27 protein-coding genes are annotated in these 26,311 nt (G+C 72.0%); 10 read left to right on the top strand and 17 right to left on the bottom strand.

Features of this window, described 5'->3' with window-relative positions:
• Positions 1 to 55: 55 nt before the first annotated feature.
• Both E1269_RS10880 and E1269_RS10875 read right to left on the bottom strand, forming a co-directional pair.
• Entirely contained in the window at positions 56 to 1,237 is a 1,182-nt protein-coding gene (locus E1269_RS10880; RefSeq protein WP_162606346.1) for a sialidase family protein, read from the bottom strand.
• A gap of 166 nt (positions 1,238 to 1,403) precedes the next feature.
• Positions 1,404 to 2,012 (bottom strand): TetR/AcrR family transcriptional regulator, encoded by a 609-nt coding sequence (locus E1269_RS10875; protein WP_162606345.1) that lies wholly within the window; start codon positions 2,010 to 2,012, stop codon positions 1,404 to 1,406.
• Between the two features lie 66 nt (positions 2,013 to 2,078).
• Between E1269_RS10875 and E1269_RS10870 the strand changes: the two genes are divergently transcribed.
• Positions 2,079 to 3,497 (top strand): DHA2 family efflux MFS transporter permease subunit, encoded by a 1,419-nt coding sequence (locus E1269_RS10870; protein ID WP_131894256.1) that lies wholly within the window; start codon positions 2,079 to 2,081, stop codon positions 3,495 to 3,497.
• An 8-nt stretch (positions 3,498 to 3,505) separates the two neighbouring features.
• On the opposite strand, the gene E1269_RS10865 is transcribed toward E1269_RS10870, so the two are convergent.
• From E1269_RS10865 to E1269_RS10855, 3 genes are all read right to left on the bottom strand, one after another.
• Entirely contained in the window at positions 3,506 to 3,985 is a 480-nt protein-coding gene (locus tag E1269_RS10865; RefSeq protein WP_131894254.1) for a MerR family transcriptional regulator, read from the bottom strand.
• Complete coding sequence (locus tag E1269_RS10860) at positions 3,985 to 4,878, bottom strand: SDR family oxidoreductase (RefSeq protein ID WP_131894252.1); 894 nt, start codon at positions 4,876 to 4,878, stop codon at positions 3,985 to 3,987. The genes E1269_RS10865 and E1269_RS10860 overlap by 1 nt, the downstream gene beginning before the upstream one ends.
• A gap of 258 nt (positions 4,879 to 5,136) precedes the next feature.
• A complete protein-coding gene (locus tag E1269_RS10855; RefSeq protein ID WP_131894250.1) occupies positions 5,137 to 5,907 on the bottom strand; it encodes a group II truncated hemoglobin in 771 nt (256 codons plus the stop codon).
• 71 nt (positions 5,908 to 5,978) lie between these two features.
• On the opposite strand from E1269_RS10855, the gene E1269_RS10850 reads away from it, so the two are divergent.
• Positions 5,979 to 6,326, top strand: a complete 348-nt coding sequence (locus tag E1269_RS10850; protein ID WP_131894248.1) for a winged helix-turn-helix transcriptional regulator — start codon at positions 5,979 to 5,981, stop codon at positions 6,324 to 6,326.
• Positions 6,327 to 6,372: 46 nt separating this feature from the next.
• On the opposite strand, the gene E1269_RS10845 is transcribed toward E1269_RS10850, so the two are convergent.
• The gene (locus E1269_RS10845; protein ID WP_131894246.1) at positions 6,373 to 7,395 is read right to left on the bottom strand and encodes a DNA topoisomerase IB; all 1,023 of its coding nucleotides are present in this window, start codon (positions 7,393 to 7,395) and stop codon (positions 6,373 to 6,375) included.
• A gap of 115 nt (positions 7,396 to 7,510) precedes the next feature.
• On the opposite strand from E1269_RS10845, the gene E1269_RS10840 reads away from it, so the two are divergent.
• Complete coding sequence (locus tag E1269_RS10840; RefSeq protein ID WP_131894244.1) at positions 7,511 to 7,969, top strand: SRPBCC family protein; 459 nt, start codon at positions 7,511 to 7,513, stop codon at positions 7,967 to 7,969.
• Between the two features lie 40 nt (positions 7,970 to 8,009).
• Here the strand turns inward: E1269_RS10840 and E1269_RS10835 are convergent, their stop codons facing one another.
• Positions 8,010 to 8,891 (bottom strand): NAD(P)-dependent oxidoreductase, encoded by an 882-nt coding sequence (locus tag E1269_RS10835; protein WP_131894242.1) that lies wholly within the window; start codon positions 8,889 to 8,891, stop codon positions 8,010 to 8,012.
• Positions 8,892 to 9,015: 124 nt separating this feature from the next.
• Between E1269_RS10835 and E1269_RS10830 the strand changes: the two genes are divergently transcribed.
• Entirely contained in the window at positions 9,016 to 12,267 is a 3,252-nt protein-coding gene (locus E1269_RS10830; RefSeq protein ID WP_131894240.1) for an AfsR/SARP family transcriptional regulator, read from the top strand.
• On the opposite strand, the gene E1269_RS10825 is transcribed toward E1269_RS10830, so the two are convergent.
• Positions 12,230 to 12,796: a putative glycolipid-binding domain-containing protein gene (locus E1269_RS10825; protein WP_131894238.1), complete on the bottom strand. Its 567-nt coding sequence runs from the start codon at positions 12,794 to 12,796 to the stop codon at positions 12,230 to 12,232. The two genes, E1269_RS10830 and E1269_RS10825, sit on opposite strands and share 38 nt — an antisense overlap.
• 52 nt (positions 12,797 to 12,848) lie before the next feature.
• Here E1269_RS10825 and E1269_RS10820 point away from each other — a divergent pair, with 52 nt between their 5' ends.
• Positions 12,849 to 13,364, top strand: coding sequence for a CGNR zinc finger domain-containing protein (locus E1269_RS10820; protein ID WP_131894236.1), 516 nt, complete (start codon positions 12,849 to 12,851; stop codon positions 13,362 to 13,364).
• Here E1269_RS10820 and E1269_RS32185 read toward each other — a convergent pair.
• A complete protein-coding gene (locus E1269_RS32185; protein WP_162606344.1) occupies positions 13,343 to 13,483 on the bottom strand; it encodes a hypothetical protein in 141 nt (46 codons plus the stop codon). The two genes, E1269_RS10820 and E1269_RS32185, sit on opposite strands and share 22 nt — an antisense overlap.
• Positions 13,484 to 13,572: 89 nt before the next feature.
• The gene (locus E1269_RS10815; RefSeq protein WP_131894234.1) at positions 13,573 to 14,088 is read right to left on the bottom strand and encodes a hypothetical protein; all 516 of its coding nucleotides are present in this window, start codon (positions 14,086 to 14,088) and stop codon (positions 13,573 to 13,575) included.
• Positions 14,089 to 14,145: 57 nt separating this feature from the next.
• Here E1269_RS10815 and E1269_RS10810 point away from each other — a divergent pair, with 57 nt between their 5' ends.
• On the top strand, positions 14,146 to 14,490 hold the full coding sequence (locus E1269_RS10810; RefSeq protein ID WP_239000856.1) for a YciI family protein: 345 nt from the start codon (positions 14,146 to 14,148) through the stop codon (positions 14,488 to 14,490).
• A 15-nt stretch (positions 14,491 to 14,505) separates the two neighbouring features.
• Here the strand turns inward: E1269_RS10810 and E1269_RS10805 are convergent, their stop codons facing one another.
• Genes E1269_RS10805 through E1269_RS10795 form a run of 3 tightly spaced genes read right to left on the bottom strand, consistent with a single transcriptional unit; the run spans position 14,506 to position 16,965 of the window.
• Positions 14,506 to 15,282 (bottom strand): SDR family NAD(P)-dependent oxidoreductase, encoded by a 777-nt coding sequence (locus tag E1269_RS10805; RefSeq protein WP_131894230.1) that lies wholly within the window; start codon positions 15,280 to 15,282, stop codon positions 14,506 to 14,508.
• Positions 15,283 to 15,300: 18 nt separating this feature from the next.
• Positions 15,301 to 15,726: a nitroreductase family deazaflavin-dependent oxidoreductase gene (locus E1269_RS10800; protein ID WP_131894228.1), complete on the bottom strand. Its 426-nt coding sequence runs from the start codon at positions 15,724 to 15,726 to the stop codon at positions 15,301 to 15,303.
• Between the two features lie 6 nt (positions 15,727 to 15,732).
• A complete protein-coding gene (locus E1269_RS10795) occupies positions 15,733 to 16,965 on the bottom strand; it encodes an NAD(P)/FAD-dependent oxidoreductase (RefSeq protein WP_131894226.1) in 1,233 nt (410 codons plus the stop codon).
• Positions 16,966 to 17,109: 144 nt separating this feature from the next.
• Between E1269_RS10795 and E1269_RS10790 the strand changes: the two genes are divergently transcribed.
• Positions 17,110 to 17,937, top strand: coding sequence for an isocitrate lyase/PEP mutase family protein (locus E1269_RS10790; RefSeq protein ID WP_131894224.1), 828 nt, complete (start codon positions 17,110 to 17,112; stop codon positions 17,935 to 17,937).
• Positions 17,938 to 17,940: 3 nt separating this feature from the next.
• Here the strand turns inward: E1269_RS10790 and E1269_RS10785 are convergent, their stop codons facing one another.
• Positions 17,941 to 18,759, bottom strand: a complete 819-nt coding sequence (locus E1269_RS10785) for a phytanoyl-CoA dioxygenase family protein (protein ID WP_131894222.1) — start codon at positions 18,757 to 18,759, stop codon at positions 17,941 to 17,943.
• 163 nt (positions 18,760 to 18,922) lie between these two features.
• On the opposite strand from E1269_RS10785, the gene E1269_RS10780 reads away from it, so the two are divergent.
• Together E1269_RS10780 and E1269_RS10775 are read left to right on the top strand one after the other, a co-directional pair.
• Positions 18,923 to 19,789 carry a helix-turn-helix domain-containing protein gene (locus E1269_RS10780; protein ID WP_131894220.1) on the top strand — a complete coding sequence of 289 codons (867 nt, stop codon included), beginning with the start codon at positions 18,923 to 18,925 and terminating at the stop codon, positions 19,787 to 19,789.
• A gap of 70 nt (positions 19,790 to 19,859) precedes the next feature.
• A complete protein-coding gene (locus E1269_RS10775) occupies positions 19,860 to 20,543 on the top strand; it encodes a helix-turn-helix transcriptional regulator (protein ID WP_131894218.1) in 684 nt (227 codons plus the stop codon).
• On the opposite strand, the gene E1269_RS10770 is transcribed toward E1269_RS10775, so the two are convergent.
• Positions 20,536 to 20,931 (bottom strand): VOC family protein, encoded by a 396-nt coding sequence (locus E1269_RS10770; RefSeq protein WP_131894216.1) that lies wholly within the window; start codon positions 20,929 to 20,931, stop codon positions 20,536 to 20,538. The two genes, E1269_RS10775 and E1269_RS10770, sit on opposite strands and share 8 nt — an antisense overlap.
• 183 nt (positions 20,932 to 21,114) lie before the next feature.
• Here E1269_RS10770 and E1269_RS10765 point away from each other — a divergent pair, with 183 nt between their 5' ends.
• On the top strand, positions 21,115 to 21,648 hold the full coding sequence (locus tag E1269_RS10765; RefSeq protein ID WP_131894214.1) for a DoxX family membrane protein: 534 nt from the start codon (positions 21,115 to 21,117) through the stop codon (positions 21,646 to 21,648).
• Here the strand turns inward: E1269_RS10765 and E1269_RS10760 are convergent.
• Together E1269_RS10760 and E1269_RS32830 are read right to left on the bottom strand one after the other, a co-directional pair.
• On the bottom strand, positions 21,645 to 23,057 hold the full coding sequence (locus E1269_RS10760; protein ID WP_203433333.1) for a sulfatase family protein: 1,413 nt from the start codon (positions 23,055 to 23,057) through the stop codon (positions 21,645 to 21,647). The genes E1269_RS10765 and E1269_RS10760 overlap by 4 nt on opposite strands.
• On the bottom strand, positions 23,054 to 26,311 hold the full coding sequence (locus E1269_RS32830) for an arylsulfatase (RefSeq protein ID WP_203433331.1): 3,258 nt from the start codon (positions 26,309 to 26,311) through the stop codon (positions 23,054 to 23,056). The genes E1269_RS10760 and E1269_RS32830 overlap by 4 nt, the downstream gene beginning before the upstream one ends.

The following is a 26,311-nucleotide window of genomic DNA, read 5'->3' as shown; positions in this document are numbered from 1 at the left end:
GGGAACGCCTGGTGATGTGGCCGATCGCAGGCCCGGACCCGGACGTGGGTGCGGGTCAGGGGAGGCCGCCGTCGCAGTTGGGCTCGCCGACGCCGGCCTGGATCCAGGGCAGGTTGACCTTGCGGAACGCGATCGAGCGGTGCGAGTTCTCGTTGTCGGAGGTGTCCTCATTGACCTCGATCAGCGCGCCGACGTGGAAGTCGGCGGTCTTGGCGATACTGGAGTAGCCGCCTTCGTGGTAGTTGCCGACACCCCCCAGGGGCAGCGGCGCGTCGGAGAAGGGACGACTGTAGCTCCACGTCTGGCCCTCGTCCTCGCTCATCCGGATGCGCATCTTGGTGCGGGTGGTGGTGCTGGCGGAGTTCACGAAGGCCAGCCGGGCGGGGTCGTCGGAGTTGTAGCGCATGGTCGAGCCCTGGTTGTGGGGGTCGAGCAGGCAGCTGGCGGCGGCGTACGGGGTGAACCCGCCGCCGATCGAGCCGACCGAGACGAAGCGCCGCTTGGACGACTCCCAGATGGTCCTGATGGGACGGTCGTTGCGGTAGAGCTGCCCGTTGGCCAGCTCGAGGACGGTGGCCTCGCTGGTCTGCTCCATCGGCGCGCCGGAGGTGGTCTCCATGACGTCGACCCGCCAGGTCTCGCCGTTGTCGTCGCTGTAGATGTGCCGGTGCTGTGCCGGGATGACGAGGCGGCCCGGGTTGCTGACCCTAGTCTGGATGCCGACGCCGGGCCCGACGGCGTCCCAGTTCCAGCTGCTCCCGTCGGCGAGGGTCCGCGGCTTCAACGTCGCGGACATGTTGACCGGGTCGGCCCAGGTGAGGCCGTCGTCGATGGACCAGGACATCCAGACCTGGCGGTCGTCCCACGAGTTCACCGGGTCCGACCCGACCGGCTGGTGGTTCATGAACAGCCAGATGGTGCCGGTCTCGTGGTCGACGACAGGGGTCGGGTTGCCCCAGACGCCCTGGCCGGACCCGACCACCTCGTCCAGGCTGGACCAGGTGGCGCCGTCGTTGGTGGACCGCTTGTAGACGAGGTTGATGTTGCCGTAGTCGTCATTGGTGGACGCCCGGCCCTCCGCGAACGCGATCAGGGTGTCCTCGGTGGTGCGGACGAGAGCCGGGATGCGGAACGAGTGGTAGTCGATGCCGTTGAGAATGTCGTCGTCGTCCCCGTCGAAGATGATCTTCTCGCTGTGCGACGGCGCCGCCGCTGCCGCCATGTCGTTCCTCGACACGGCGTCAGACACCGCGCCGGCGGCTGACGCCGTCGTCGGGGGTGGTGCCGACAGGGCCGCCACCACGGCGGCCGCTCCGATGACTCCGACTGTCAGAAGACCCATCCGCCCCATGGCCCGCACCTTTCATGACCGACGAACTGACGGTCCGAAATGTACAGGGATATCAGGTTGTTGGATAGGTGCCAGCCAAAGATCGGAATCGACCGAGATCGCCGCCGCACACCTCGGTGACCATCTCGGCGGCGTCGGGGTCCGGCGACTCCTGAAGCTGCAGGGCCAGGACGGTGTTGATCATCATGCCCTCCGACATGAAACGGCTGGCGTCCGCCGGCGCGAGACCGGCCTCGTCGCGCACCACCCGGTAGATCGACAGGAAGCCCTCGCGCCCGATCGGACCGATCACCGGGTCGTGGCCGAGGCTGAAGATCTGCAGCAGTGAGAGCAGGATGCCGCGGTCGGCGATGAGGTCGATATATGCCTCACCCAACCGTGCCTCGACCGGCTTCGGGTCATCGGACCCCGTGCTGTTGGACTCCGCGATGGCGCCTCGGAAGGCCGTGGTGATGCGGTCGATGGCCCGCCTGGCGACCTCGACGAACAGGTTCTCCTTGCCGCCGAAGACGCGCACGACGTAAGCCTGGCTGACGCCGGCCGCGGCCGCGATCTGGTCGGTGGTGGCCGCGGCGTAGCCGCGCTCGCCGAACACGACACTGGCCGCAGCCAGCATCTGCTGGCGGCGCTCCGCCGCCGGGATTCGCTGTCTAGCTTCCACGGTTGACATGTTATCAGCCGATTACTACTGTTCAAGTAATCACTCAATGACAACCAAGGAGCGAGCATGAGCGTGCGCGCCCGGCCGACCTGGCTCATCGTTCTGGCGGCATCGCTGCCGATGTTCATGGCGGCACTGGACAACCTGGTCGTGACCAGCGCGCTGCCGGTGCTGCGGCAGGAGCTCGACGCCTCCATCGAGGAGCTGCAGTGGTTCGTCAACGCGTACACGCTGGCATTCGCCGGCCTGATCCTCGTGGCGGTCGCCCTTGGTGACCGCTTCGGCCGACGGCGGGTGTTCGCGCTCGGCGTCGCCATGTTCACGTCGTCGTCGGCGCTGTGCGCGCTGAGCACCGAGGCCTGGCAGCTCATCGCGGCCCGGGCGGTTCAGGGCGCGAGCGCGGCGGCTCTGATGCCGCTGTCGCTCACGCTGCTGTCCACGTCCGTCGCGCCGCGGCTGCGGCCGATGGTCATCGGCGTCTGGGGCGGGGTGTCCGGCCTGGGCGTGGCGGTCGGACCGCTGGTCGGCGGCGCCGTCGTCGAGGGTCTGAGCTGGAACGCGATCTTCTGGCTGAACGTGCCGGTCGGCCTGCTCTCGCTGCCGCTGGTGCTGTTCGCGCTGCCGGAGTCGTTCGGCCATCGGGTCCGCATCGACCTGGTGGGTGTTTCGCTGGCCAGCGGCGGACTGCTCGGCCTGGTGTTCGGCATCGTCCGCGGCGAGGCGGCCGGCTGGACGAGCACCGAGGTGCTGAGCGGGCTCGTCGGCGGCCTGGTGTTGCTGGCGAGCTTCGTTGCCTGGGAGCGGCGCGTCCGTGACCCGCTGCTGTCGCTCGGGCTCTTCCGCGACCGCTCGTTCTCGGTGGCCAACGTGGTCGGCGTGCTGTTCAGCTTCGGCGTCTTCGGGGCGATCTTCATCCTGATCCAGTTCCTGCAGATCGTGCAGGCCTACAGCCCGCTCGAGGCCGGCGTGCTGACCCTTCCCTGGACCATGGCGCCGATGGTCGTGGCGCCGTTGGCCGGGCTGGCGGTGCCGCGGATCGGCACCCGGGCGCCCATCACGGCGGGCCTGGTCCTCGTCGCGGCCGGGCTGTCGTGGATCGCGGCGGTGATGACCGAGGACGTCTCGTACGCGCGGCTGGTCGGCGCCTTCGTCCTGGCCGGCGTCGGCATGGGCCTGGTCTTCGCGCCGAGCGCCACCGCCGTCCTCGCCACCATGCGCGACGAGGACAACGCGAAGGCCTCCGGCACGAACTCCGCGCTGCGCGAGGTCGGCGTCGCCCTGGGCATCGCGGCACTGACAGCCGTGTTCACCGCCACCGGCGGCGAGCTGACGCCGACGGACTACGTGGACGCGGCGACGGTGTCGGTCCTGGTGGGCGCCGGGGTGGTCGCGCTGGGCGCGGTGGCCGCACTGGCGCTGCCGCACGGGCGAACCGCCGGCTCCGGCGACGCCGAGCCCGCCCAGGTGCTGGAGCCGGTCGGCTGACCCCGCCGCTAGATGGCCACGTCGCCGGTGTGCCCGCCATAGGTAGCGATCTTGTACTCGGTGGCGGCGAGCGAGAGAGTCAGCTCGCGGAGCTGGCGGCGGATGGTGTCGCGATGTTCGAGGAGCATGTCGTGGCGTTCGGGCACGGTCGTGTCCCCGGCGTCCACCAGCTGCACGTAGTGCTGGAGGTCCCGGATGGCCATGCCGGACAGGCGCATCCTGGTCAGGAAGACGAGCCGGCGCACCGCCTCCGCACTGTAGAGGCGGTGGCCGCTGCTGTCGCGGTCGACGTGGACCAGGCCGGCCCGCTCGTAGTACCGCAACGTATGCGGGGAGATGTCGAGCAGGTCGGCCACCTCGGCGATCGTCCTGGGTTCGTCGACGTCGCCGCCGGTGTCGGCGAGCCGGTGGATCACCTCGACCGACATCGGCCCGTCGAGCTCGGCCAGCGCGGCCAGCGCCTTGCCCATCAGGTCCTGGACGGCCATCAGACCGAGCCCACCCAGGAGGAGACCGGACGCGAGGACGGTGGCGCGTCCGGGAAGTCGGTCGCGCGGGCCGTGTCCGCCCACTGTCGCAACGCCGTCAGGTTGGCGCCGTACGAGGCGCCGATCCGCTCGACGGCCTCCGCACCCAGCGGCAGCCGCAGCGGTGGTCCGTCGCCGTGCACCAGATCGACGATCACGTCCGCGGCCCGCACCGGGTCGCCTTCCTGGATGCCATCGGCACCGGCCAGGTCGCCGCGGACTGTCGCGAGCACGTCTCGGTAGACGGGGCTGACGTCAGTCACGGCGAGGACGTCGGCCGCGTTGAAGGCGGTACGGAACCGGCTCGGTTCGACGATCATGACGCGGACGCCGAACGGCGCGACCTCTCCGGCCAGCGCCTCGGACCATCCTTCGAGGGCGAACTTGCCCGCCGAGTACGCTCCCACCCCCGGAAACGACATCCGTCCCCCTTGGCTGCTCATCTGCACGATCGTCCCGCTCCCCTGTTCGCGCATGACCGGCAGCACCGCACGCACGAGCGCCGCCGGAACGAAGAAGTGCAGCTCCATGGCTTCGCGGAGCTCCGCGTCGCTGACCTCCTCGGCAGCGCCCACGAGTCCTCGGCCGGCGTTGTTGACGAGGGCGTCGATCCGCCCGAAGCGGTCCAGGGCCGCCCGGACGAGCGGGCGTGCCAGCGTGGCGTCGCGGGCGTCGAACGGCACGGAGGCGAACGTGCCGGGGAACCGCGCCGTCAGTTCGTCCACCGACTCCGGGCGACGCACCGCCGCCACGACGGCGTCCCCCTGCCTCAGCGCCCGCTCGGCGATCGCGCGCCCGAACCCGCGCGATGCGCCGGTGATGATCCACGTGAACGTGTCCGTCGATGTGTTCATGGTCGCGACGGTAGAAGTCTGAGCGCGCTCGAACGCAAACCTCACCGCTGGTCGTCCTGGGCGCGAGGTAGTCCTTTGCCAGCCGCTTGGGGCTCGATGCAGCCAGGCCTTTACGATCAGCTCGGCGAGCTCGGGGGCTGCGCCAGTGGCGGGTCCTCGCGGCGGGTGATCTCGGTGACCTCCGGCAGCGCCATCGCGATGTGGCGCACGTCGTCCCAGCTCGCCATGAGCTCACGGTAGACCCGACACCGGTGAGTGTCACCGGCTCGGGTCGGGCTGCCACGGCGGCAGCGGCCAGCTCCACGCCGGCATCGGTTCGGCCGGACCCGGCCGGACGCCGGGCTGCGACAGCACGACCGCCATCCGGCTCCCCCACTCCAGGTAGCCGGCAAAGGCCGCCCGGAACTCCGGGTCGGCCGGCAGCCCCACCTCGTCGGCGGTGTCGAGCAGCAGCGACACCCAGCGGCGCCGCTGTGGCTCGGTGATGCCCTTGCCCAGGTGCCGTCCGACCATGTGCGCGTGCCCGCCGCGTTCCTGCGAGTAAGCCGCCGGTCCGCCGAACACCTCGCCGAGCCAGGCGGCGACGTGCCGGGGATGCTCCGGATCCATGCCGTCGAACAGCGCCCCCAGCTGCGGGTCGTCGACCACCTTGCCGTAGAACGTCGTGAACAGCCGCTCGAGCTCCGGTGCACCGCCCGCCCACTCGTACAGCGTGGGCACGCAGCCGCCGCCACCGCCGACGCCGGTGGTCTCGTAGTGCCGCATCTCCTCGATCGCGTCGACGTACGGCCGGACCTGCTCGAAGAAGCGGGCGAAGGCCGGGCCGTTCCGGAACCCGCTCAGGTGCGCCTCGGCGGACGTCCAGCGGATGCGCACGACGTACTGCTCCGGCGCCTCGACACATCGGGTGAGCTCGAAGTCCACACACTCACGCACCTCGCGCAGCACCGCCCCGGCCCGCCGGTAGGCCGCTTCGAACTCCTCGGCCGCCGCAGCCTCGATCCGGTACCGGATGTATTCGACGATCACCCGGCAAGTCGACCACCACCGAGCCGCCCGCGACAAGAACGTACCTTGAGGTGCGTGGAGGTGACCCGCGCATGAGCATCCCCCGCAAGCGCTACTACTGCCCGGTCGAGGTGACCGTCGACGTCATCGGCGGGCGCTGGACCCCGGTGATCCTCGCCCATCTCAAGGAAGGAACGCACCGCTACGGCGAGCTGCGCCGCAAGATGCCCGATGTGACGGAGAAGGTGCTCACCCAGCGGCTACGACAGCTCGAACGCGACGGCCTGGTCGCCCGCACGGTGCACGACGGGGTACCGGCGCCGGTCTCCTACGACCTCACCCCGGAGGGGCGCAGCCTGACCCCGGTCCTGGAAGCCCTCTACGCCTGGGGCGAGCGCCGCGCGGCCGGGCGCGGTCTCGTCATCGCACCGGTCGAGTAGGTCATGTCGGTACGGCCGCGCGGGCGACCCGAGCGGCCGGGGCGCCTCACCGTCCGTCCAGCAGGTCGAGGACGGCGCGTTCCACTCGCTCACGGTCGGCCTCGTCGACCAGCACGTCCTCCGCACCGAGCGTCTCCAGCACCGGTCGAATGGTCTGGCCCTGTTCGAAGGCCTCGACGATTGCCGGGTCGACGTAGGCGGACCGGCAGACCGCGGGCGTGTTCCCGAGGTACTCGGCGACCTCCTTGATCGCGCGGCTCTCGGCGCGCCGGCGCGCGGTCCGGCTCGGCCGGGTCGGATCGTCGGCCGCCGCCAGCGCGACCGCGGCGAGCACGGTTCCGTGCCAGGTGCGGAAGTCCTTGGCGGTGTTCTCGTCGCCGACGATGTCGTGCAGGTACTCGTTCACCTCCGCCGAGGACACCGAGTGCCATTCGCGGCCGGCGTAGTAGGCCAGCAGCGTCTGGCCCGGCTCGCGCTGGCGCATCAATGCCCGGATGACGGCCACCACGTCGTGGTCGGCGATGGCCTGCACGCGCTCCTTGCCGGACTTCGCCGGGTAGTCGAAGACGACGCAGCCGGACCGGTTCACGTCGACATGCTCGCGGAGCACGGTGACCAGGCCGTGCGATCCGTTCTCCTGTGCGTAGGCCTCACTGCCGATCCGGAAGAACCCGATGTCCAGCAGCCGGGCCGCCGCCGCGAGCACCCGGCGCGGGTTGAGGCCACGGGTAGCCAGGTCCGCCGCGATGCGCGCACGAGCCTTCGGCAGCGCTCGCCCGAACTCGCGGACCCGCTCGAACTTCTCCCGGTCCCGTTGCTCCCGCCAGGCCTGGTGGTACAGGTACTGGCGGCGCCCCGCATCGTCGGTGCCGACGGCCTGCAGGTGGCCGTTGCGCCAGGGGCAGATCCGCACGTCCCGCCACGCGGGCGGGATCACCAGCCCGCGGATCCGGCTCAGCGCTTCCTCATCGGCCAGCGGCTCGCCGTCGACGCCGACATAGCTGAAGCCCTGGCCGCGCCGACGACGGCGGATCGCCGACCCTTGCGGGTCCCACCTGCGCAGCCGCATCGCCCACCCCCTTACGCCGTCGTCAGGGCGACGTACCCCGGCCGGCCGCGCCGCATGCCGGTGATGCCGACGGGTATGGGAGGAGAGAAGCACGAATCCGACGAGAGGAGCATCGATGAGCACGGCCACCAAGTCCGTTGATGTGAACGTCCCGATCTCCACTGTGTACAACCAGTGGACCCAGTTCGAGGAGTTCCCGAAGTTCATGCGGGACGTCGAGTCGATCCGCCAGCTCGACGACCGTCACCTGCACTGGACGGTGAAGATCGCCGGGGTGAAGCGCGAGTTCGATGCGGAGATCACCGAGCAGCACCCGGAAGAACGCATCGCCTGGCGCTCGATCGAAGGCGTCGGCCAAGCCGGCGTCGTCACCTTCCACAAGCTCGACGACGCCACCACCCGGGTGACGCTCCAGTTGGAGGTGGAGCCCGAGGGCATGACGGAGAAGATCGGCGAAAAGGCCGGCGTGGTCTCGCGGGCTGTCGAGCAGGACATGGAGGACTTCAAGGAGTTCATCGAGGCGCGCGGCATGGAGTCCGGCAGCTGGCGCGGCGACGTGCCACGCGAGGGCTGAGCGCCACCGCGCCGTCATCCGCCCCGGGCCGCCCGCAAAGTCACGGCCCGGGGTGCTTGATGCCTTCGACGATGCGGTCGAAGGACTCCGCGCCGTGGCCCTCGGCGACCTGCCGGTCCAGCAGCGCCTTGATGGGCGCCACCACGTCGACGCCGATCCCATGATCCATGCTGACCTGGACGATCCGGTCGAGGGCGGCCTTGTTGAAGTCCACGCTCTGCACGTCCGTCGTGTAGTCCCCGCTGTCGATGAGCTCGGCCGCGGCCGGCAAGGACACCGACGTCGCCCGCACGAACGTCCCGGCCGCCTCGGCGAAGTCCGCCGCGGAGATGCCCGCGGTACTCACCAGCGCGGCGCCGTGCAGGAACCCGGCGAACATGGCGTACATCGACGACAGCAGGGCCAGGTCGTAGAGCGAGGCCCGGCCGGCGTCCGCGCCGAGGTGGCGAGCCACCCCGAACAGTTCCAGCGTCGGCCGGTACCGCTCGAAGCCGGTGTCGGAGCCGCTGTAGAGGAACAGTGACGCCTCGGTGCCGATCATCGGAGGAGTCGCCATCATGCCGGCGTCGACATAGTCGATCCCGCGCCCGGCGGCCCAAGCGGCCATGTCCCGTGCCTCCTGCGGTGTGCCCGTGCTGAGGTTGACCAGCGTCCGCCCGGCCAGGTGCTCGGTAACCGGCTCCAGGAGCTCATAGGTAACCTCGTAGTTCAGCAGGCACGCCAGCACCAGCGGGCTGGCGGTGACGGCGTCGGCGACCGTGTCCGCGCGGATCGCGCCTGCCGCCACCAGCTCGTCGGCGCGCGACGGCGTCCGGTTCCAGACCGTGGTCGGATGGCCGGCGCCGAGCAGCGCCCGTGCCATCGGCCGGCCCATCGCGCCGAGGCCGAGGAGCGTCACTGCGGGGCGGTCGTTCTGGGACATCGTGGTCCTTCCTTCGTGTCGTCTTCAGCGGCTTCCACAGTCGGCGAGGGTGCTTTCGATCCGCTCACGACCGGCTCACGGTCAGCGCGCGGTCGCTGTCGGCGGGCTCGACTACCGTGGTGACGTGCGTTTCGGGGTGCTCGGCCCGCTCGAGGTCACCGCGGCCGCCGGGGTCGTGGTGCGCGTCCCCGAAGCGAAAGTCCGGCTGCTGCTGGCGGCGCTGCTGGCCAGCCGCGGCCGGCCCGTGGGAGCCGACCGGCTGGTCGACGACCTGTGGGACGGCCGCCCGCCGGCGGACGCCACCGGCGCGCTGCAGACCAAGGTGTCGCAACTGCGCAAGGCGCTCGGTGCCGGCGAGCCCGGCGGCCGTGAGCTGGTCGTGTTCCGGCCGGCGGGCTACCAGCTGTTGGCCGACGCCGCCGACGTCGACGCCGGCCGGTTCGCGGCACTGCTCACCCAGGCCCGCGGCCACGACGACCCGGCGGTGCGAGCGGAGCTGCTGACCACGGCGCTGGAGCTGTGGCGCGGCCCGGCGTTCGCCGACGTCGCCGATCACGCGTTCCTGCACCCGGCCGCCCGCGGGCTGGAGGAACAGCGGCTGGTAGCGGTCGAGGATCTGGCCGCCGCCCGGCTCGACCTCGGTGAGCACGCGGCCGTCGCGGCTGAGCTGGCCGCCGAGGCCGAGGCGCAGCCGCTGCGCGAGCGGCTGTGGGCGATGTACCTGCGGGCCCTCTACGGCGCCGGCCGTCCGGCGCAGGCACTGGCCGCCTATGCCGAGCTGCGCGAACGGCTGGCCGACGAGCTCGGCGCCGACCCGTCGGCGGAGCTCGCCGAGCTGCACGGCGCGATGCTCCGGCACGATCCGGCGCTGACGGCGTCGCGAGCGGCCGCCGGTTCCGGCGCACACAGCACGGGCACCACCCTGCCGACGCCGCTGACCAGGCTGATCGGCCGCGACGACACCGCCGACCGGGTGCGCGAGCTGCTCGGGCACCACCGGCTGGTCACGCTGACCGGGCCGGGCGGCGTCGGCAAGACCCGTCTCGCCCTTGAGGTCGCGCACCGGCTGAACCAGGCCGCCACGGTTCGCGACGGGGTCTGGCTGGCCGAGCTGGCCGGTCTGCGCGTGCCCGCCCGATCGGGTGCGGGGGCCGGACCTGACGCTGTCGCCGTCGTCGCCGAGGCTGTCGCCGCCGCGCTCGACCTGCGCGCCGACGCCGTCGCCGCCCCGGCCGACCGGCTCGCCGACGCGCTGCGCAGCCGGCAGGTGCTGCTGGTGCTCGACAACTGCGAGCACCTGGTCGAGGCGGTCGCGGCACTGGCCGATCGCATGCTGCGGGCCGCGCCGGGCGTGCGGGTGCTCGCCACCAGCCGGGAGCCGCTGGGACTACCCGGCGAGGTGGTGCACCCCGTCCCCGCGCTCGACCCCGCGGGCGCGGCGGAGCTGTTCCTCGAGCGGGCGGCCTCCGCCGGGTTCGACGCCGGCACCGCCGACGCCGAGCACGTCGCCGCCATCTGCCGCCGGCTCGACGGCCTGCCGCTGGCGCTGGAGCTGGCGGCCACCCGGGTGCGCGCGCTCGGTACCCGCGAGCTGCTGGCCGGCCTGGACGACCGGTTCGGTCTCCTCGCCGCCGGCCGGCGCGGCACGCCGGAGCGGCAGCGGACGCTGCGTGCGGTCATCGACTGGAGCTGGGATCTGCTCACCAACGCCGAGCGCGTCGTGCTGCGCCGGCTCGCGGTGCCCGCCGGTGGCTGCGACCTCGCCGCCGCCGAGGCCGTCTGCGCCGACGACGACGTCCGGCCCGGACCGGTGGCCGCGCAGGTGGCGCGCCTGGTCGACCGCTCGCTCGTCATGGCCGTCCCGTCGCCGGCCGGGCCGCGGTACCGGCTGCTGGAGTCGGTGGCTGCCTACGGCGCCGAACAGCTGCGCGCGGCGGGTGAGCTGGACACCGTCGAACGGCGGCATCGCGAGCACTACCTGGCGCTGGCGGAGCGGGCCGACCGCGAGCTGCGCGGCCCGGAGCAGCGGCGCTGGTTGGAGCGGCTGGACGCGGAGTCGGCCAACCTGCGCGCCGCCCTGGACAGCGCGGTGAGGTCCGGCGACGCGGCGCTGGCGCACCGGCTGGTCGACGCGCTGGCGTGGTACTGGTTCCTGCGCGGGCGGCTCGGCGAGGCGCTGCGGTCGGCTGCGGCCGTCGAGTCGCTGGGCGACGGCGTGCCCGCCGGTCCCGACGCTGCCGCCGCCCGGGCTCGCACGGCGGCCTGGCGGGCAGGGTTCGCGGTGCTGACCGGCGACGACCCCGGTGCCGCCGACTCGGCCGAGGCCGCGCTGGCCCGGTTCGACGGTGTCGACGACTCCGCAGGCCGAGCCCGCGCGCGATGGTTTCTCAGCCTCGTGCTCGCCGGCGCCGGCCGGCTGGAGCTGCACGCCCGCCGGGTGGCCGCTGCCCTGGTCGAGTTCCGCCGCCTCGGCGATCGCTGGGGTGTCGCGGCCGCTCTCAGCCTCCGCGCCGATCAAGTCCGGCCCGGCGTCGGCTCGGCCACCGCCCGGCGCTCGGCCGAGCAGAGCGCCGCGATCTTCGGCGAGCTCGGCGACCGCTGGGGGCAGCTGCAGGTCAGCGGCACGCTGGCGGTCTGGGCGGAGGTCCGTGGCGACTACCGGGAGGCGGAGCGGCTGCACCGTGACGGCGTGCGTATCGCCAGCGAGCTCGGCCTGTGGACCGAGCTGGCGCAGCGGCTGTCCGGCCTGGGCAGGATCGCGCTGCTGCGCGGTGACCTCGCCGCCGCGGCCGACCGTCACGAGCGGGCCCGGCGCCTCGCGGCCCGGCACGGCGACCGTCGCGGCGAGCAGTTCGCCGAGGTCGGCCTGGCCCTCGGCGACCGTCGCGCGGGCCGTCTCGACGACGCCGAGCACCACCTGCGTGCCTGGCTGGACTGGTGCCTCGACATCGACGGGCAGATGGGTGCCGCGTTGATCCTCGCGGAGCTGGGCTTCGTGGCCGAGCTCCGCGGTGACGCCGACGCCGCGCTCGCCCTGCATCTCGACGGCCTGGCCTGCGCCCGCTCCGCCGGCGACCACCGCGCCATCGCCCTGGCCGTGGAGGGTCTGGCTGGTGCCCGCGCGTCGACGGGCACCCCTGACGGTGCCGCCCAGGCGGCCCGGTTGCTGGGCGCGGCCGCGGCGCTGCGCGCGTCGGTCGGGAGACCCCTGCCGCCGGCCGAGCGTGGCGACGTCGACCGCATCGACGCGGCCGCCCGGGCCGTCCTGAGCGACGCCGCGTTCGCGACCGAGCTCGCCGCCGGCGGCGGGATGCCGCCCGACGACGTCTACGCGCTGGTCAGACCAGGCGGCGCCACAGTCCCGGGTAGTCGATGACGAGGCCGTCGACGTCCACCGTCAGGTCCGCGGTGAAGTCACCGGACCGGTAGCGGTAGGTGTCCGCGCCCAGCCGCATGTAGTACTGGTCCACCGCGATGACGTCCAAGCCGTGCTCCACCTGGACGTAAACCATGCGCAGGTCGGCGGAGTCGCCGGCGGCCAGGCCCACCCGGCGGATCGGAAGCGTGTTGGTGAACGGGGTCAGCGCGATGTCGACGTCGACGCAGCCGGCCAGCTCGTGCCGCTCGACACCGGCGCCGTCGTACCAGCGGTCGCCCGCCCGTCGCTCGAGGACGAGGTCGGGCTCGCCGTGCGGGCGCAGCTCCAGGCGCCGGACCGTCCAGTCCGGCGCGGCGACGATCCGGTAGCCGAGCCGGGTGGGCCGGCCGTCCAGGGCGACGACGACAGCGTCGGCGACCACCGAGCTCCGGTCGGCGCGCAGATCGAGGTGCTCGATGGCCGGCCAGCTCAGCGCCGTCCACATCACGTCGCGGGTCAGTGGTTCCGCGCTGTAACCGGTGAACATGTAAGTCAGTTAACACCTCGTCGAGCTCCGTAGCAACCGCTAAACTCGTTGAGTGGTTAACGTCGCCCAGGAGGCGCCGGCCGAGCTCGAGCCGGTGCGCACGCTGCTCAACAGCTGGCTCATCCCCAACGACACCCGCGAGCCCGACGACCGCTTCGATGCGTACGCCGACGACGCCGAAGTCGCGGCCGGCGACCGCGGCACCGTGCGCGACCTCCGCGACGACCTGCGCGCCGCCGTCGAGGGCAGCACCGGCACGGACGCCGTCGCCAACCGGTGGATCGACCGGCTCAACCTGCGGCCACTTGTCAGCGACGGCGAGATCACCTACCGGCACTCAGCAGGCCGGGCCGGCGACGTGCTCGCCGCGGTGCTGACGGCCGTCGGGTCCGGGCGGTGGGCGCGGCTTAAGGCGTGCCCCGACTGCCGCTGGGTGTTCTACGACCACACCCGCAACGCAAGCAAGCGGTGGTGCCTCATGACCGCCGGCGGCCCGGACGGACGCTCCTGCGGCAGCATCGCGAAGGTCCGCGCGTACCGCGACCGTCAGGCCGCGGCGGCCGGGTAGCGATCGGCCCACCACGCGGTCCAGCGCTCGGCGTGCACCGCGTACCTGGCGTCGTCCAGGCCGTAGGTGCTCAGGACCGCCCTCCTCGTCCCGCCATGATCATCAACGATCGGTGACATCACCAGGCGTTCCTGCGCCCCACCATGCCTACAACCATGGTGGAGCACCCAGCATCCTGGTGGTGTACCGGTCCGGTGCGTAGATGCGCTCAGTGCAAGGCGCGGTCGGGGACGACCCGGGCGAGGCCGTGCAACCACTCGTCCGGCGGGTCTGGCCACCAGCGCCCGGGTGCCAGCGCGGACAGCACGTCGCGGACGGCGCCGACGGACGCAGCGGATGGGACGACGCGGTTCGGCGAGGCGCCGGCCAGTACCCCGAACCACCAGTGCTTGGCGGTGTCGGCCAGCCCGTCGGGGTCGAGGACGACGTAGTAGTCGGGCAGCGTGACCGCGTCGGTGCGCAGCCGGGCGAGCGCGGCTTCGACCGCCACCTCCAGCGTGCCGGTGGGCGCGGTGCCGTCGAAGAAGCCGGCCCAGGCGGCGCCGACCTCGGCGAGCGGGTCGGCGTGGTGCACGACGTACGCCGAGTGCGACCGACCGACGGCGAGGCCGACGGTATCGGCGTCGGTGACGGCGCGGACGTTGGCCAGCCCGTCGAGCCCGGCGACGACGCCGCCGGCACTCTCGCCCACGACGACCACCACGGTGCTGTTGGGTCGGGCCACCCGCCCATTCTATGGATGCTGTCGGCGCCAGCACCTAGGCTGCGACTCGTGAAGTACATGCTGCTGATCTACGGCAACGACGACACCTGGAAGCAGGTCTACGACGACGCGTACGACGCCCACATGCGGGTCCACCGCGACCTCACCGCGGCGCTCCAGGCCTCCGGCGAGTTCGTCGCCAGCAACGGCCTCACCACCACCGACGCGCGGACGGTGCGGGTGCGCGACGGCTCGCCCGCGGTCACCGACGGCCCGTTCACCGAGGCCAAGGAGGTGCTGGCCGGCTTCTACCTGGTCGAGTGCGACTCCGTCGAGCGGGCCACCGAGATCGCGGCCATGGTCCCGGAGGCCGCCCTCGACCTCGTCGAGGTGCGGCGGGTGATGGATCCGGCCGACATGTGACGCCGCCGCGTGCGGCTAGCCGCGGGTCTCCGGGTCCTGGGCCAGCACCGCGCGGCCGCCGTCCACCGGAACCGTCGCGCCGTTGACGAAGCTGGCGTCGTCGGACAGCAGGTGCGCCACGACGGCGGCCACCTCCTCACCGCGCCCCACCCGGCCGAGCGGGTGCAGCCGGCCCATCTGGTCCTCGATGCTCGCAGCGGCCGCGTCGTCGAGCCCGGCGAGGAACGCGCCGTAGCGCTCCGTCGAGATCGAGCCCAGCGCCACCGCGTTCGTCCGCACGCCGCGCGGGCCGTACTCCACCGCCAGCGCCCGGGTCAGCCCTTCGATGGCCGCCTTCGCCGTGACGTACGGGGTGCAGCCGGGCACCGCCCGCTGCGCCTGATGCGACGACACGTTGACGATGGCGCCGCCGCGGCCTGCGGCGAGGAACCGCCGCACCGCCGTGGTGCAACCGACCACGGCCGGGTCCAGGTTCAGCGCGATCAACCGGGAGATCTCGGTGGCGTCGGTCGTGTGCACCGACGCGTCGCGGAACACCGCCGCGTTGTTGACCCACCCGGCCAGCGGCGCCGCGGCCTCGGCCAGGTCGGCGGCCCTCTCCGCGGCGGCCGGGTCGGCGGCGCTGCCGGTCACGGCCATCACCCGCGATGCCGCCGGGTGGCCGTCGACCCACTCCAGCGCCCGCGGGTCCAGCTCGACGGCGACCACGGCACCGTCGTCAGCGAGCAGCCGCTCCACGACAGCCCGGCCGACGCCGCGGCCGCCTCCGGTCACCACGTAGGAACGCTCCATGGCGCCACCCTCCCATGATCATGGAAACGGGGGTTCGAGGAACACCACCGGGATGACGCGGTCGGTGTTCGACTCGTAGAGACGGTAACCCTTGTACGCCGCGAGCACCCGGGGCCACCAGACGGCCCGCTCGTCCGGGTTCGCCGTGCGGGCCCGGGCCGGCCAGCGCCGGCCGCGCACCTGCACCGTAACCTCGGGATGCGCGACCAGGTTCGTGTACCACTGCGGGTGCCGCGGCCGGCCGCCCCACGACGCGATGACCACCAGCTTCTCCTCGTCGTGCAGGTAGAGCAGGGGGACGGTGTGCGCGCGGCCGGTGCGCGACCCCGTCGTCGTGAGGAGCAGCATGTCGTTGCGCACCAACCGACGTCCCAGCACGCCACGGGTCGCGCGATACACCGCGATGTGCAGACGAGACAGGCGCCGGGCGGTCGCGTCGCGCACGACGGGCTAGGCCTCCAGCACGTGTTCCAGGGCGACGTCGGGGTGGATGAGCTCCACCTCGTCGACCGCCTGGCCGGAGCGGATCAGCGCCTTGATCGGCTCGCCGACGTCCCACACGTTCACGTTCATGCCCGCGACGACCCGGCCGTCCAACAGCCAGAACGCGATGAACTCGCGGCCGGCGACGTCGCCGCGGTAGACGACGCGGTTGTAGCCGCCGGGCGTCACCAGTCCGTGGAACTCCATGCCCAGGTCGTACTGGTCGGTGAAGAAGTACGGGAGCTCGTCGTACACGGCGTCGCGGCCGAGCATCGTGGCAGCGGCGACCGCCGGCTGGTTCAGCGCGTTGGCCCAGTGCTCCACCCGGATGCCCGGCCCGAGCACCGGGTGGTCGGCCTCGGCGATGTCGCCGGCCGCCATGATGTCGGGGTTGCTGCTGCGCAGCGAGGAGTCGGTGACCACGCCGCTGCGCACCCGCAGGCCGGCGGCCGCGGCGAGCTGGAGGTTGGGCGCGGCGCCGATCCCGACGACGACGGCGTCGGCCGGCAGCTGGGTGCCGTCGGCGAGCACCGCACCGCTGACGCCGGATCCGTCGACGGTGAACCGCTCCACCTGGGCGTTCGTGCGCAGCGTCACGCCGTGCTCGGTGTGCAGATCGGCGAAGACCCGCGCCAGCTCCGGGCCCAGCGGCCCGATGAGCGGCAGCTCGGCGGACTCGACGACGGTGACCTCGACGCCGGCCTCGCGGGCCGCGGCCGTGACCTCGAGGCCGATCCAGCCGCCGCCGACCACGACCATCCGCTCGGCCGCCGCGATGGCCGCCTTGATCCGGTCGGAGTCGCCGAGGCGGCGCAGGTAGTGCACGCCGTCGGCGTCCGCGCCGGGCACCCGCAGCGGCCGCGGGCTGGAGCCGGTGGCCAGCAGGAGACGCGCGTACGGAACGGTGGTGTCGTCGGCAAGCACGACCTTGCGCCGGTCCGGGTCGACCTCGACCACTGCGGTGCCGAGCCGCAGGTCGACCTCGTGCTCGGCATACCAGCCGGCGTCGTGGACGAACGCGGAGTCCCGCTCGGCCCGGCCGCCGAGGTAGTCCTTGGACAGCGGTGGCCGCTCGTACGGGCGGTCCTCCTCGTCGCCGATGAGCATGACCCGGCCGGTGAAGCCCTGGTCACGGAGTGCTTCTGCCGCCTTGGCGCCAGCCAGGCCGGCGCCGACGATGACGAATGGCTGCTCGGTCACGGTGACACGCTACCCGCCGAGATACCGGTCGCCCCATGCCACCGGCGCGACGAGGCCGCGATCACGTGCTCGGGGACACCACCCGTCTCAGCGCCGCGCGCCGCCAGGCCGCGGCTGTCGGTGGCGGGTGATGTACTGCCCGGCATGACGACCCTCCGCGACGCCGCCGCCCGGTTCGCCGCCATGCACCGGTCGGGCTCGCCGCTTCTGCTGCCCAACGCGTGGGATCCGCTCAGCGCTCGCATCGTCGAGGACGCCGGCGCGCCGGCGGTGGCCACCACCAGCGCCGGGGTGGCGTGGAGCCTCGGCGCGGCCGACGGCGACCAGATCGACCGCGACAACGTGCTCGCGCTGGTCGCCCGCATCACTGCCGCTGTCGGCGTGCCGGTCACCGCGGACGTCGAGAGCGGGTTCGGCGCTACCCCGGACGAGGTGGCGGTCACCGTCGAGGGCGTCCTCGCCGCCCACGCCGTCGGCGTCAACATCGAGGACGTCCACCCGGGCGACCCTGCCGGGCTGCGGCCCGTGGCCGAGCAGGCCGACCGGCTCGCCGCCGCCCGGTCCGCGGCGGACGCGGCCGGCGTGCCGTTGTATGTCAACGCCCGGGTCGACACCTACCTGCGGGCGGTCGGCGACCCGGCCGGCCGCTTCGACGAGACGGTCCAGCGAGCCCGGGCCTACGTCGCCGCCGGTGCCGACGGCATCTTCGTGCCCGGCGTGGTCGACGCGCCGACGGTGTCGCGGCTGGCCGCGGACGTCGGCGCGCCGCTGAACATCCTGGCCGGACCGGGCGCGCCCAGCGTGGCCGAGCTGGCGGAGCTGGGCGTCGCCCGGGTCAGCCTCGGGTCGTCGGTGGCCGGTGCGGCCTATGCCGTGGTCCGCGCGGTCGCCCGCGAGCTGTTCGAGTCCGGCACATACACGGCGGTGGAGGCGCGCCTGGACTACGGCGAGCTCAACGCGCTCATGCGGTGACCGTCAGGGGCGGTAGAGCACCGGGTTGAGCGGGCTGGCGGCCAGGTCACCTGGGCGCAGGCCCGGGAACGACGCGGCCAGGTCGCTTTCCTGGTTCTCGTTGACCGGCTCGGCCACCACCATGTCGGCGTCGATGTAGATGACGGTCATCACGCGGCGCGGGTCGGCCGCGACGTTGCCGCCGGCGTGGTGGAACGTCCAGCCGAGGTGGTAGCTGGCGTCGCCGAGTGCGAACGGCTCGGTGACCACCGCGAACTCCTGCTCGGCGAGGGCCTTCTGCAGCTGGGCCTCGGACTCGTCGCTGATCGGCAGGTCGCGTCCGAACTCGAAGTGGTGACTCTCCGCGGCGAACGACAGCGGACCCATTTCCAGCGGTGTCTCCTGCAGCGGCAGCCAGATCGTGCAGCACCGGTCGCTGGAGAGCGGCCAGTAGTACTGGTCTGCATGCCAGGGCGTGATGCCGCCGCCGGGCTCCTTGTACAGCGCCTGGTCGTGGTAGAGCCGGACGCCGTCGACGCCGAGCAGCTCCGCGGCGATCCTGGCCAGCCGGCTGGAGAACACCAGCTCGCGCACCTGCTCGCTGTGCCGCCACAGGTTGCCGACCTGAAGGAACGCCTTGTTGTAGGTGGAGCGCTCCTCCATCGGAAGATGCATGGTGTTCAGCTCGATCACCTTCTCGGTGATCTCCGGTTCGTAGTCCCTCACGACCTGCGGGTCCAGCACACCGGAGAGGTGGACGAACCCGTCGCGGGCGAAGCGGGCGACCTGCTCCGGGCCGAGGTCGTAGGGGGTGTCGCGCGCGGACGGCGAGGCGATTGTCATCGAGGTCCTCCAGGGACTAGTGCGGGTCTCGGAACGGGCGCCCACCACATCGTCCGATCCGCCCTCCACCGGACACCACCTCGTGGATGACGACTCCCGGTACTTTCATGCCCGTCTCCTCACCAGCTCGGGCTGGTGTCGGGACGGAAAGTATCGTCGTCGCATGCACGCCGCGCTCGAGCACGTCGGCACCACGGGTGGTCTCTCGTGGGAGCGGCACCTGCAGCGCAGCCGGGCGTTCCTGTTCAGCTGGCACGTCCACCCCGAGGTCGAGCTGACGTTGATCACCGCGGGTGCCGGCACCCGTTACGTCGGCGACAGCATCGAGGCGTACGAGCCGGGCGATCTCACGCTCCTGGGCTCCGGCCTTCCGCACGCCTACGTGTCCGGTGCTCCCGGCGTGCACGAAGCCGTGGTGATCCACTTCCGGCCCGACTTCCTCGGCGCCGGCCTCTTCCAGGCGCCGGAGTTCGCCGCCGCCGGCGGGCTGCTCGCCGCCGCCGACCGCGGGCTGCGGCTCACCGCGACGGCGGCGCAATGGCGGCGGCTGGTCGAGCTGACCTCGTGGGACGGCGCCCGTGCGACCCTCGGTCTGCTCGACGCGCTGGTCGACCTCGCCGGAGCGGTGCCGCACGGCGACGGCGACGGTGTCGGGTGTGGCCGGCCCCTGGCCAGCGCCGGGTATCGGGCCCGGCTGCGGCCGGACAGCAGCCGGCGCATGGACCGCGTGTTCGGCTACCTGCACGAGCGCTACGCGGACCCGATCGGCCTTGACGACGTCGCGGCCGTCGCGCACCTGTCACCCGCCGCCTTCAGCCGGTTCTTCCGCCGTGCGACCGGCCGGACCTTCACCGCGTATCTCACCGAGCTGCGTGTCGGTGCGGCCTGCCGGCTGCTCGCCGACACCGATCGCGCGATCTCCGACATCGCCGCTGGCTGCGGCTTCGGCAACCTGTCGAACTTCAACCGGCGCTTCCGTGAGCTGAAGTCCATGACGCCGCGCGAGTACCGAGCCCGCTTCTCCCATTGATCATGTCTGGGACGGCTTGGGCACCACGGCGACGGGTTTGCCTGTCGGTGCGCGGTGGTAGACCGGAGATGTGTACACCGAGCGGGCGACCGCCATCCGCGACGCGGTGGCGTGGTCGTCCATGGTCACGAACGCCGAGCAGCATCGGGTGCTGCCCGACGGATGTCTCGACCTGCTCTGGACCGACGGCCAGCTGAGGGTGGCTGGGCCCGACACCGTCGCGTACCTCGCGGCGTGGAAGCCGGGCACGCCGTTCGTCGGGCTGCGGCTCGGTTCCGGCCTCGGCCCGCGGGTGCTGGGCGTGCCGGCCCACCTGCTGCGCGACCAACGGGTGCCGCTGGAGCAGCTGTGGCCCGGCGCCGAGGTGCGCCGGCTGTCCGAGCGACTCGCCGCGGCGCCCGACCCGTCGATCGTGCTCGAGGAGGTCGCCACAAAGCGGCTGGCCGCGAACCCGGCCGCCGACGGCGTCGCCGCCCAGGTGGCCCGGCGGCTGGGGCAGGGCGCCCGCATCGACGCCGTCGCCGACGAAGTCGGGCTCAGCGCTCGCCAGCTGCACCGGCGCAGCCTCGACGCGTTCGGCTACGGGCCGAAGACGCTGGCGCGCATCCTGCGCATGAACCGGGCCGTTGCCCTCAGCCGATCCGGCACCCCGGCGGCCGAGGTGGCGTTCGCCGCGGGCTACGCCGACCAGGCGCACCTCTCGCGCGACGTCCGGTCGCTGGCCGGCGTCACGCTGACGGCGCTGGTCACGTAGCCGGCAGGGCCGCGAAGAAGTCGATGCCGTAGCCGTCCGGGTCGTGCACGACGGCGTAGCGCTGACCCCACGGTGCGTTCCAGGGCTCCAAGTGCCCCTTGTAACCGGCGGCGGTGATCCGGGCGTAGGCCTCGTCCACGCCGGCCGGGTCGCCGCAGTCGAAGGCGAGGCTGGCCCCGCCCTTCGACGGCGTGAAGTCCGGGTCGAACGACGCGATGGTCTCGTGCGAGTCCAGCAGCAAGTTCACGCCTGGAGCGAGCGGGATCTCCACGTGCGGGGCGGTCTCGGCGCCGTCGGGAACCGGCAGCCCCAGTGCGCGGTAGAACTCCACCGAGCGGGCCATGTCGGCCACTGGGAACTCGATGGCGGCGAAGCGTTGCTGTGTCATGACCCCAAGCTAGGGCCGGTGGCACGCCGGCGTCTTGAAGGATTCGGACGACGCCGGGCCGCGAGGCACCGATGACTGCGGCGCGACCTGTAGTCGTCAATTCGGTGATGGACAGGATTCGGGCAATCCACCCGGGCCGTCCTGCCGTATCACGGCCGACGCACCCGTGACGAAAGGACTGCGATGAGCGAGCTCTCCCCCCGCCTGGCCCGCCAGTCCAGCCACCGTCCTTCGGACCGCACGGCACATCCGGTTCTCGGCCTGGTCCGCATCGCCCTGGGCTGGCTGTTCCTCTGGTCCTTCCTCGACAAGCTGTTCGGCCTCGGCTACTCCACACCCGCGGAGCGCTCGTGGCTCGATGGCGGCAGCCCGACCGGTGGTTACCTCGGCGGCGTCGACGGACCGTTCGGTGCCGCGTTCCAGGCGATGGCCGGCACCGTGTGGGCCGACTGGTCGTTCATGATCGGGCAGCTGGGCCTCGGCCTGGCCCTGGTGCTCGGCATCGGGGTCCGCGTCGCGGCCATCACGGGCGTGCCGCTGCTGCTGATGCTGTGGGCGACCAACCTGCCGCAGGAGAACAACCCGTTCATGGACGAGCACCTCGTCTACGCGCTCAGCCTGGTCGGGCTGGCGGTCACCGATGCCGGCGACGTGCTCGGCCTGGGCCGGCCGTGGCGCTCGACCCCGTTGGTGCGGCGGTTCCCGATCCTGGCCTAGACCTCGTCGCTCCCGGATTCGAGCCGCACCTCGCGCCGCCATGCGGCGTGCCGGGCGGCCAGCCGCGCGACGACATCGGCGTGGTCGCCGGCGAGGTCACGCGTCTCCCCGATGTCGTCGTGCAGGTCGTAGAGCGCGAGGCCGGAGCCGACGTCGACGTGCTCGCCGCGCAGCAGGGACTCTACGCGTGGGTCCTGGCCGTCGGTCCAGCGCAGTTTCCAGCGGCCCGATCGCACGGCCCACTGGAACCGGCAGTCCCAGTGCAACGCCTCGTGCGCTGACTCGGCCTCGCCGCGCAGGAACGCCAGCTGGTTCACCCCGTCGATGCCGGCCGCCGGACCCGCGCCACCCGCGGCCGCGACGAGGGTCGGGACGAGGTCCATCGCGCTGACCAGCCCGGATCGCTCGACGCCGGCGGGGATGCCGCCCGCCGGCCACCGGACGAACATCGGCACCCGGATGCCGCCCTCGTAGAGGCTGTACTTGCCGCCGCGCAGCGGTGCGTTGTCACCGAAGTTGCAGGTGGAGCCGCCGTTGTCGGTCAGGTACACCACGATCGTGTCGTCCGCGAGCCCGCGCCGGTCGAGCTCGTCGAGCAGCCGGCCGATCTCGGCGTCCATCAGCTCGAGCTGCGCCAGGTAGTACTCCCGCCCGTGTGGGAGGCTCGGCCAGATCACCTCTTCGTACCACTCGTCGTAGGCCGACGTGGCCTCGTTCCAGTCGCCGTACTCGGGCAGGCCGCGTCGGTCCAGCTCTGCCCGCGGGAGCTGGAAGCAGAAGTTGTGCACCGCGTTGAACGCCACCATCGCGAAGAACGGCTCGTCCTCGTGGCGGGCGACGAAGTCGACGGCCCGGCGCCCCAGCTCGGCGGTCAGGAAACCCTCGTACTCGACCTCGTCGTCCCCGTCGAACAGCGGCAGTACCGCCATCCGCCGCGCCGCCTCCGGGCCGTACTCGGCGACCGCCGCCTCGGAGTGGCGCAGGTAGTTCAACCGGCCCTGCTGGGTACCGGCCAACCCGTAGAACGACTCGGCGAACCCGTGCCGCGGCGGGCAGGCGACATCGCCCGCGCGCTCCTGCCCGTAGTGCACCTTTCCGAAGTAGCCGGTCGCGTAGCCGAGCGCGGACAGCCGCTCGGCGATCGTGGGCAGGTGATCGGGAAATCTTGAGTCACCGAACCAGGTGGCCCCCCACCGCTGCTGATACGCCCCCGAGATCAGGGCGGCCCGCGACGGGCTACAGATCGGCGCCGTGACATAGGCGTCGGTGCACGCGACGCTCTGCGCGGCGAGGCGGTCCAGCCCCGGCGTGCGTACCCCGTCGTGGATGCCCAACCGGCCGAAGTCGGCGTAGCCGTGATCGTCGGAGACGATCACCACGATGTTCGGCCGGGCCACCGGTGCGGTCACCCCTTCTCCAGCCAGGTCTGGGAGGGCACGCCGGTGACCAGCCGGCCGGCGTCGACGTATTTCTCCTCGCGGTCCCACAGGTCCTCGATCAGCAAGCCTCTGAGCCGGTCCAGCACCGGCCTCGCCGACACGTCGCCGGCCAGGTCCCGGCACTCCTGCGGATCGGTGGACAGGTCGAACAGCTGCTCGCGGCCGTCCGCGGACCACCAGACGTACTTCCAGCGATGGTCGGTGACCCAGTGGAGCTTCTGACCGAGGTTCGGATGCTCGCCGTGCAGGTGGTCCCGCCAGGTGGCGCCGGACCCGTGGAGCAGCGGCAGGACGCTGCGACCGTCGATGCCGCCCGGCACCGGGACGCCCGCGGCGTCGAGCAGCGTCGGCATCACGTCGCGGAGCTCGACGACCTCGTCCTGGACCATCCCTGCCGGCACGCCTGGCCCGGCCAGCAGGAACGGGATGCGCGCGGCACCTTCGTACGGGAGGCCCTTCTGGAACAGGTGGTGCTCACCGAGCATCTCGCCGTGGTCGGAGACGAAGCAGATCACGGTGTCCTCGGCCAACCCGAACTCGCCGAGGGTCTCGAGGAACCGGTTGATCTGCAGATCGATGTGCGCGAGATGCCCGTAGTAGCCGGCGCGGGCCCGGTGCAGCACGTTCGGCGCCATCCGGGCGGCGACCGGGTTGTGCCGCCAGTCCTCGTGATACGGCTCCAGCGCGCCGACCCAGTCGCCGACGACAGGTGCGTACCACGGCGCCTGGAGGTACTGCTCGAACGCCCACTCCGGCGGGTCGAACGGAGGATGTGGCCGGTGGAACGACAGGTAGAGGAAGAACGGGTCGCGACGGTCCCGGCGGTAGAGCCAGGAGGTCGCCTGGGTCACCGTCCAGGCCGTGGGGTGCCAGGCCTCCGGCTTGTCCCAGGGCCTGGCGACCATGGAGTTGCCGTTGAGTCCGTTGTCGTAGTAGTCCTCGACCGCGCTGGCACCGGCCTGCATGCGCAACCACGGGAGGTAGTCGTCGAACTCCTCGTAGGGCCGGTGGCGGCGCCGGGCGAAGTGCAGGTAACCGTCGTGCAGCACGACGTCGTCGAACCCGAGCCGGGAGCGTTCGGGGTAGACGTGCATCTTGCCGATGGCCTGGGTCTGATAGCCGGCCCGTCGGAACTCCCCGGCCATGGTGAGCTGGTAGTCCCACGGACGAGCGTTCTCGTAGCCGACCCGCCGATGCGACCGCTGGGACAGTCCGGTCATCAGCGCCGCACGTGCGGGGATGCACGTCGGGGTCGCCGAGTAGGCCCGGCGGAAGCGCGCGCCGCGTGCGGCCAGCGCGTCCAGGTGCGGCGTGTGTACGACCGGGTGGCCGTCGGCCGACAAGCAGTCGCCGCGCCACTGGTCCACGCAGATCAGCACCACGTTCCGTGGACTATCCATCGGGGTCCTTCCTCGGTAGTTCATGGACGGGCCGGAGTTCGGCGAGTGCCTGGGCAAGCGCCCGCAACCGCGGCGCGTCCAGCACGCTGGGTGCCAGCGCCGCCAGGTCCAGCAACGACACGTGCCCAAGCGTGGCACCCGTGGATTGTCGAGCAACCCGGGCACCGTCGCGTGGATGACGTCGGCCACGTCTGGTTCGGCGAGCAGTGCGCCGATCGGCGTGCTCAGGTCGATCGGGCCCGCAGGCAGGTCCTCCGGCCGTGGCAGCGCGGCCGCGGCGCGCTCGCTGTGTTCACGCTGCCGCCGAACGAGCAGGTGACGATCTTCGACGTCGCCGTCCGCCGGCAGGCCCAGGCGCTCGTACTGCTCGTGCGGGGCATCGGCGGAGCGCATGAGCTCGACCATGAGGGTGGCCATCCGGCGCTCCAGCTCGTCGTCGACGAGCAGGCGCTCCTGCGCCGGATCGGTCTCGAGGTCGAAGAGCAGGGTCCCGAAGACGTGGGTGTTCACCTGGCCCGGCGCGGGCACGCGCAGCGTCGGGCAGCCCCTGGTGAACGCGAACGGGTCCACCAGCTCCGCACCGGCGAGCTCGTCCGTCGCGAACCGGGCCCGCATGTGGGTGGGCATCAGGGTGTACTCGTACAAAGGCCCGTTCCGCGGCGTGGAGCACGCGCGCATGTACACGTACCGGCCGTCCGTGACGTTGACGTGGCCGCCGAACGATCCGAAGAGGCCCGCGGCCCGCACCGGCCGGTCGGACGCGATGGTGTCCTTCAGGGGCACGCCCTGCATGTCCGGCGGCCGCTGGACGCCGAAGTACTCCAGCAGCGTCGGTGCGAGGTCGACGGTCTGCACCAGGCTGGACCGGCGCTGCCCACCGTGACCGGACCGCGGGTCCCAGATGAACAGCGGCGTGTGGATGGTCTCGTCGTACCACGGTTGGGCGTTCTTGCCCCACCAGCCGTGCTCGCCGAGCAGGAAGCCGTGGTCGGTGCCGACGACCAGCATGGTGTCGGCCCACAGGCCGTACCGGTCCATCGCGTCGAGCACGCGGCCCAGCGAGTGGTCGCACATGCTCAAGAGTGCCGCGTACTCGTAGCGGACGTGGTCCACGGCGACCGGCCGCTCGGTGAGCCGCTTGTACTCGGGCCAGTCGAAGTGCGGGCCGTCGTAGTCGTGCGGATACCGGTCGCGATAGTTCTTGTACGTGAAGAACGGCTCGTGCGGGTCGAAGGTCTCGATCTGGACCAGCCACCTGTCCTGGTCATGGTTGGTGGCGATGAACTCCAACCCGGCGTCGACGGTGAGCGTCTGTGGGTGCTCCTCCTCACGCTGGAGATGCGACCGGTTCACCCAGTCCTGCCGCCAGAGCTGGTTGCGGACCAGCCGGACCGCGTCGGGCATGTCCGGCTCGGCTACCTGGCCCTTCCATGGATCGCCCTCCTGCCCGCGGAAGAACTCCCATGAGCGGTACCGCGTGTGATACGTCCCGCCGCCGTCCTCCCAGTAGTGCTGATGGTCGCTGGCCAGATGGGTGTACACGCCGTCCTCGGCGAGCAGCTGCGGCATGGAGTCGTCGTACGGCTCCAGCGGCCCCCAGCCACGGTGCAGGAACCCGTATCGCCCGGTGTGCAGCTCTCGTCGTGCCGGCATGCACGGCATGCTGCCGGCGTAGCAGTTGTCGAACGTCACCGCGCGCTGCGCGAGCCGGGTGAAGTTCGGTGCGTGAACCCAGGAGTTGCCGTAGGGCGGCAGGTACCGGCGGTTGAGCGTGTCGAAGAACACGAAGATCGCACGCTGGCGCGCCAGGTCGGTACCGCTCAT

The organism is Jiangella asiatica (assembly GCF_004349065.1).
Taxonomy (GTDB): Bacteria; Actinomycetota; Actinomycetes; order Jiangellales; family Jiangellaceae; genus Jiangella; species Jiangella asiatica.
This window is presented reverse-complemented; position numbering and strand designations above follow the sequence as displayed.

What these genes read in the sequence shown, in the direction of transcription:
- E1269_RS10870 (WP_131894256.1), top strand. Translation starts at nt 2,079, where the DNA reads ATGAGCGTGCGCGCCCGGCCGACCTGGCTCATCGTTCTGGCGGCATCG.
- E1269_RS10865 (WP_131894254.1), bottom strand. Translation starts at nt 3,985, where the DNA reads ATGGCCGTCCAGGACCTGATGGGCAAGGCGCTGGCCGCGCTGGCCGAG.
- E1269_RS10860 (WP_131894252.1), bottom strand. Translation starts at nt 4,878, where the DNA reads ATGAACACATCGACGGACACGTTCACGTGGATCATCACCGGCGCATCG.
- E1269_RS10850 (WP_131894248.1), top strand. Translation starts at nt 5,979, where the DNA reads ATGAGCATCCCCCGCAAGCGCTACTACTGCCCGGTCGAGGTGACCGTC.
- E1269_RS10845 (WP_131894246.1), bottom strand. Translation starts at nt 7,395, where the DNA reads ATGCGGCTGCGCAGGTGGGACCCGCAAGGGTCGGCGATCCGCCGTCGT.
- E1269_RS10840 (WP_131894244.1), top strand. Translation starts at nt 7,511, where the DNA reads ATGAGCACGGCCACCAAGTCCGTTGATGTGAACGTCCCGATCTCCACT.
- E1269_RS10835 (WP_131894242.1), bottom strand. Translation starts at nt 8,891, where the DNA reads ATGTCCCAGAACGACCGCCCCGCAGTGACGCTCCTCGGCCTCGGCGCG.
- E1269_RS10825 (WP_131894238.1), bottom strand. Translation starts at nt 12,796, where the DNA reads ATGTTCACCGGTTACAGCGCGGAACCACTGACCCGCGACGTGATGTGG.
- E1269_RS32185 (WP_162606344.1), bottom strand. Translation starts at nt 13,483, where the DNA reads ATGTCACCGATCGTTGATGATCATGGCGGGACGAGGAGGGCGGTCCTG.
- E1269_RS10810 (WP_239000856.1), top strand. Translation starts at nt 14,146, where the DNA reads ATGCTGCTGATCTACGGCAACGACGACACCTGGAAGCAGGTCTACGAC.
- E1269_RS10805 (WP_131894230.1), bottom strand. Translation starts at nt 15,282, where the DNA reads ATGGAGCGTTCCTACGTGGTGACCGGAGGCGGCCGCGGCGTCGGCCGG.
- E1269_RS10790 (WP_131894224.1), top strand. Translation starts at nt 17,110, where the DNA reads ATGACGACCCTCCGCGACGCCGCCGCCCGGTTCGCCGCCATGCACCGG.
- E1269_RS10785 (WP_131894222.1), bottom strand. Translation starts at nt 18,759, where the DNA reads ATGACAATCGCCTCGCCGTCCGCGCGCGACACCCCCTACGACCTCGGC.
- E1269_RS10780 (WP_131894220.1), top strand. Translation starts at nt 18,923, where the DNA reads ATGCACGCCGCGCTCGAGCACGTCGGCACCACGGGTGGTCTCTCGTGG.
- E1269_RS10770 (WP_131894216.1), bottom strand. Translation starts at nt 20,931, where the DNA reads ATGACACAGCAACGCTTCGCCGCCATCGAGTTCCCAGTGGCCGACATG.
- E1269_RS10765 (WP_131894214.1), top strand. Translation starts at nt 21,115, where the DNA reads ATGAGCGAGCTCTCCCCCCGCCTGGCCCGCCAGTCCAGCCACCGTCCT.
- E1269_RS32830 (WP_203433331.1), bottom strand. Translation starts at nt 26,311, where the DNA reads ATGAGCGGTACCGACCTGGCGCGCCAGCGTGCGATCTTCGTGTTCTTC.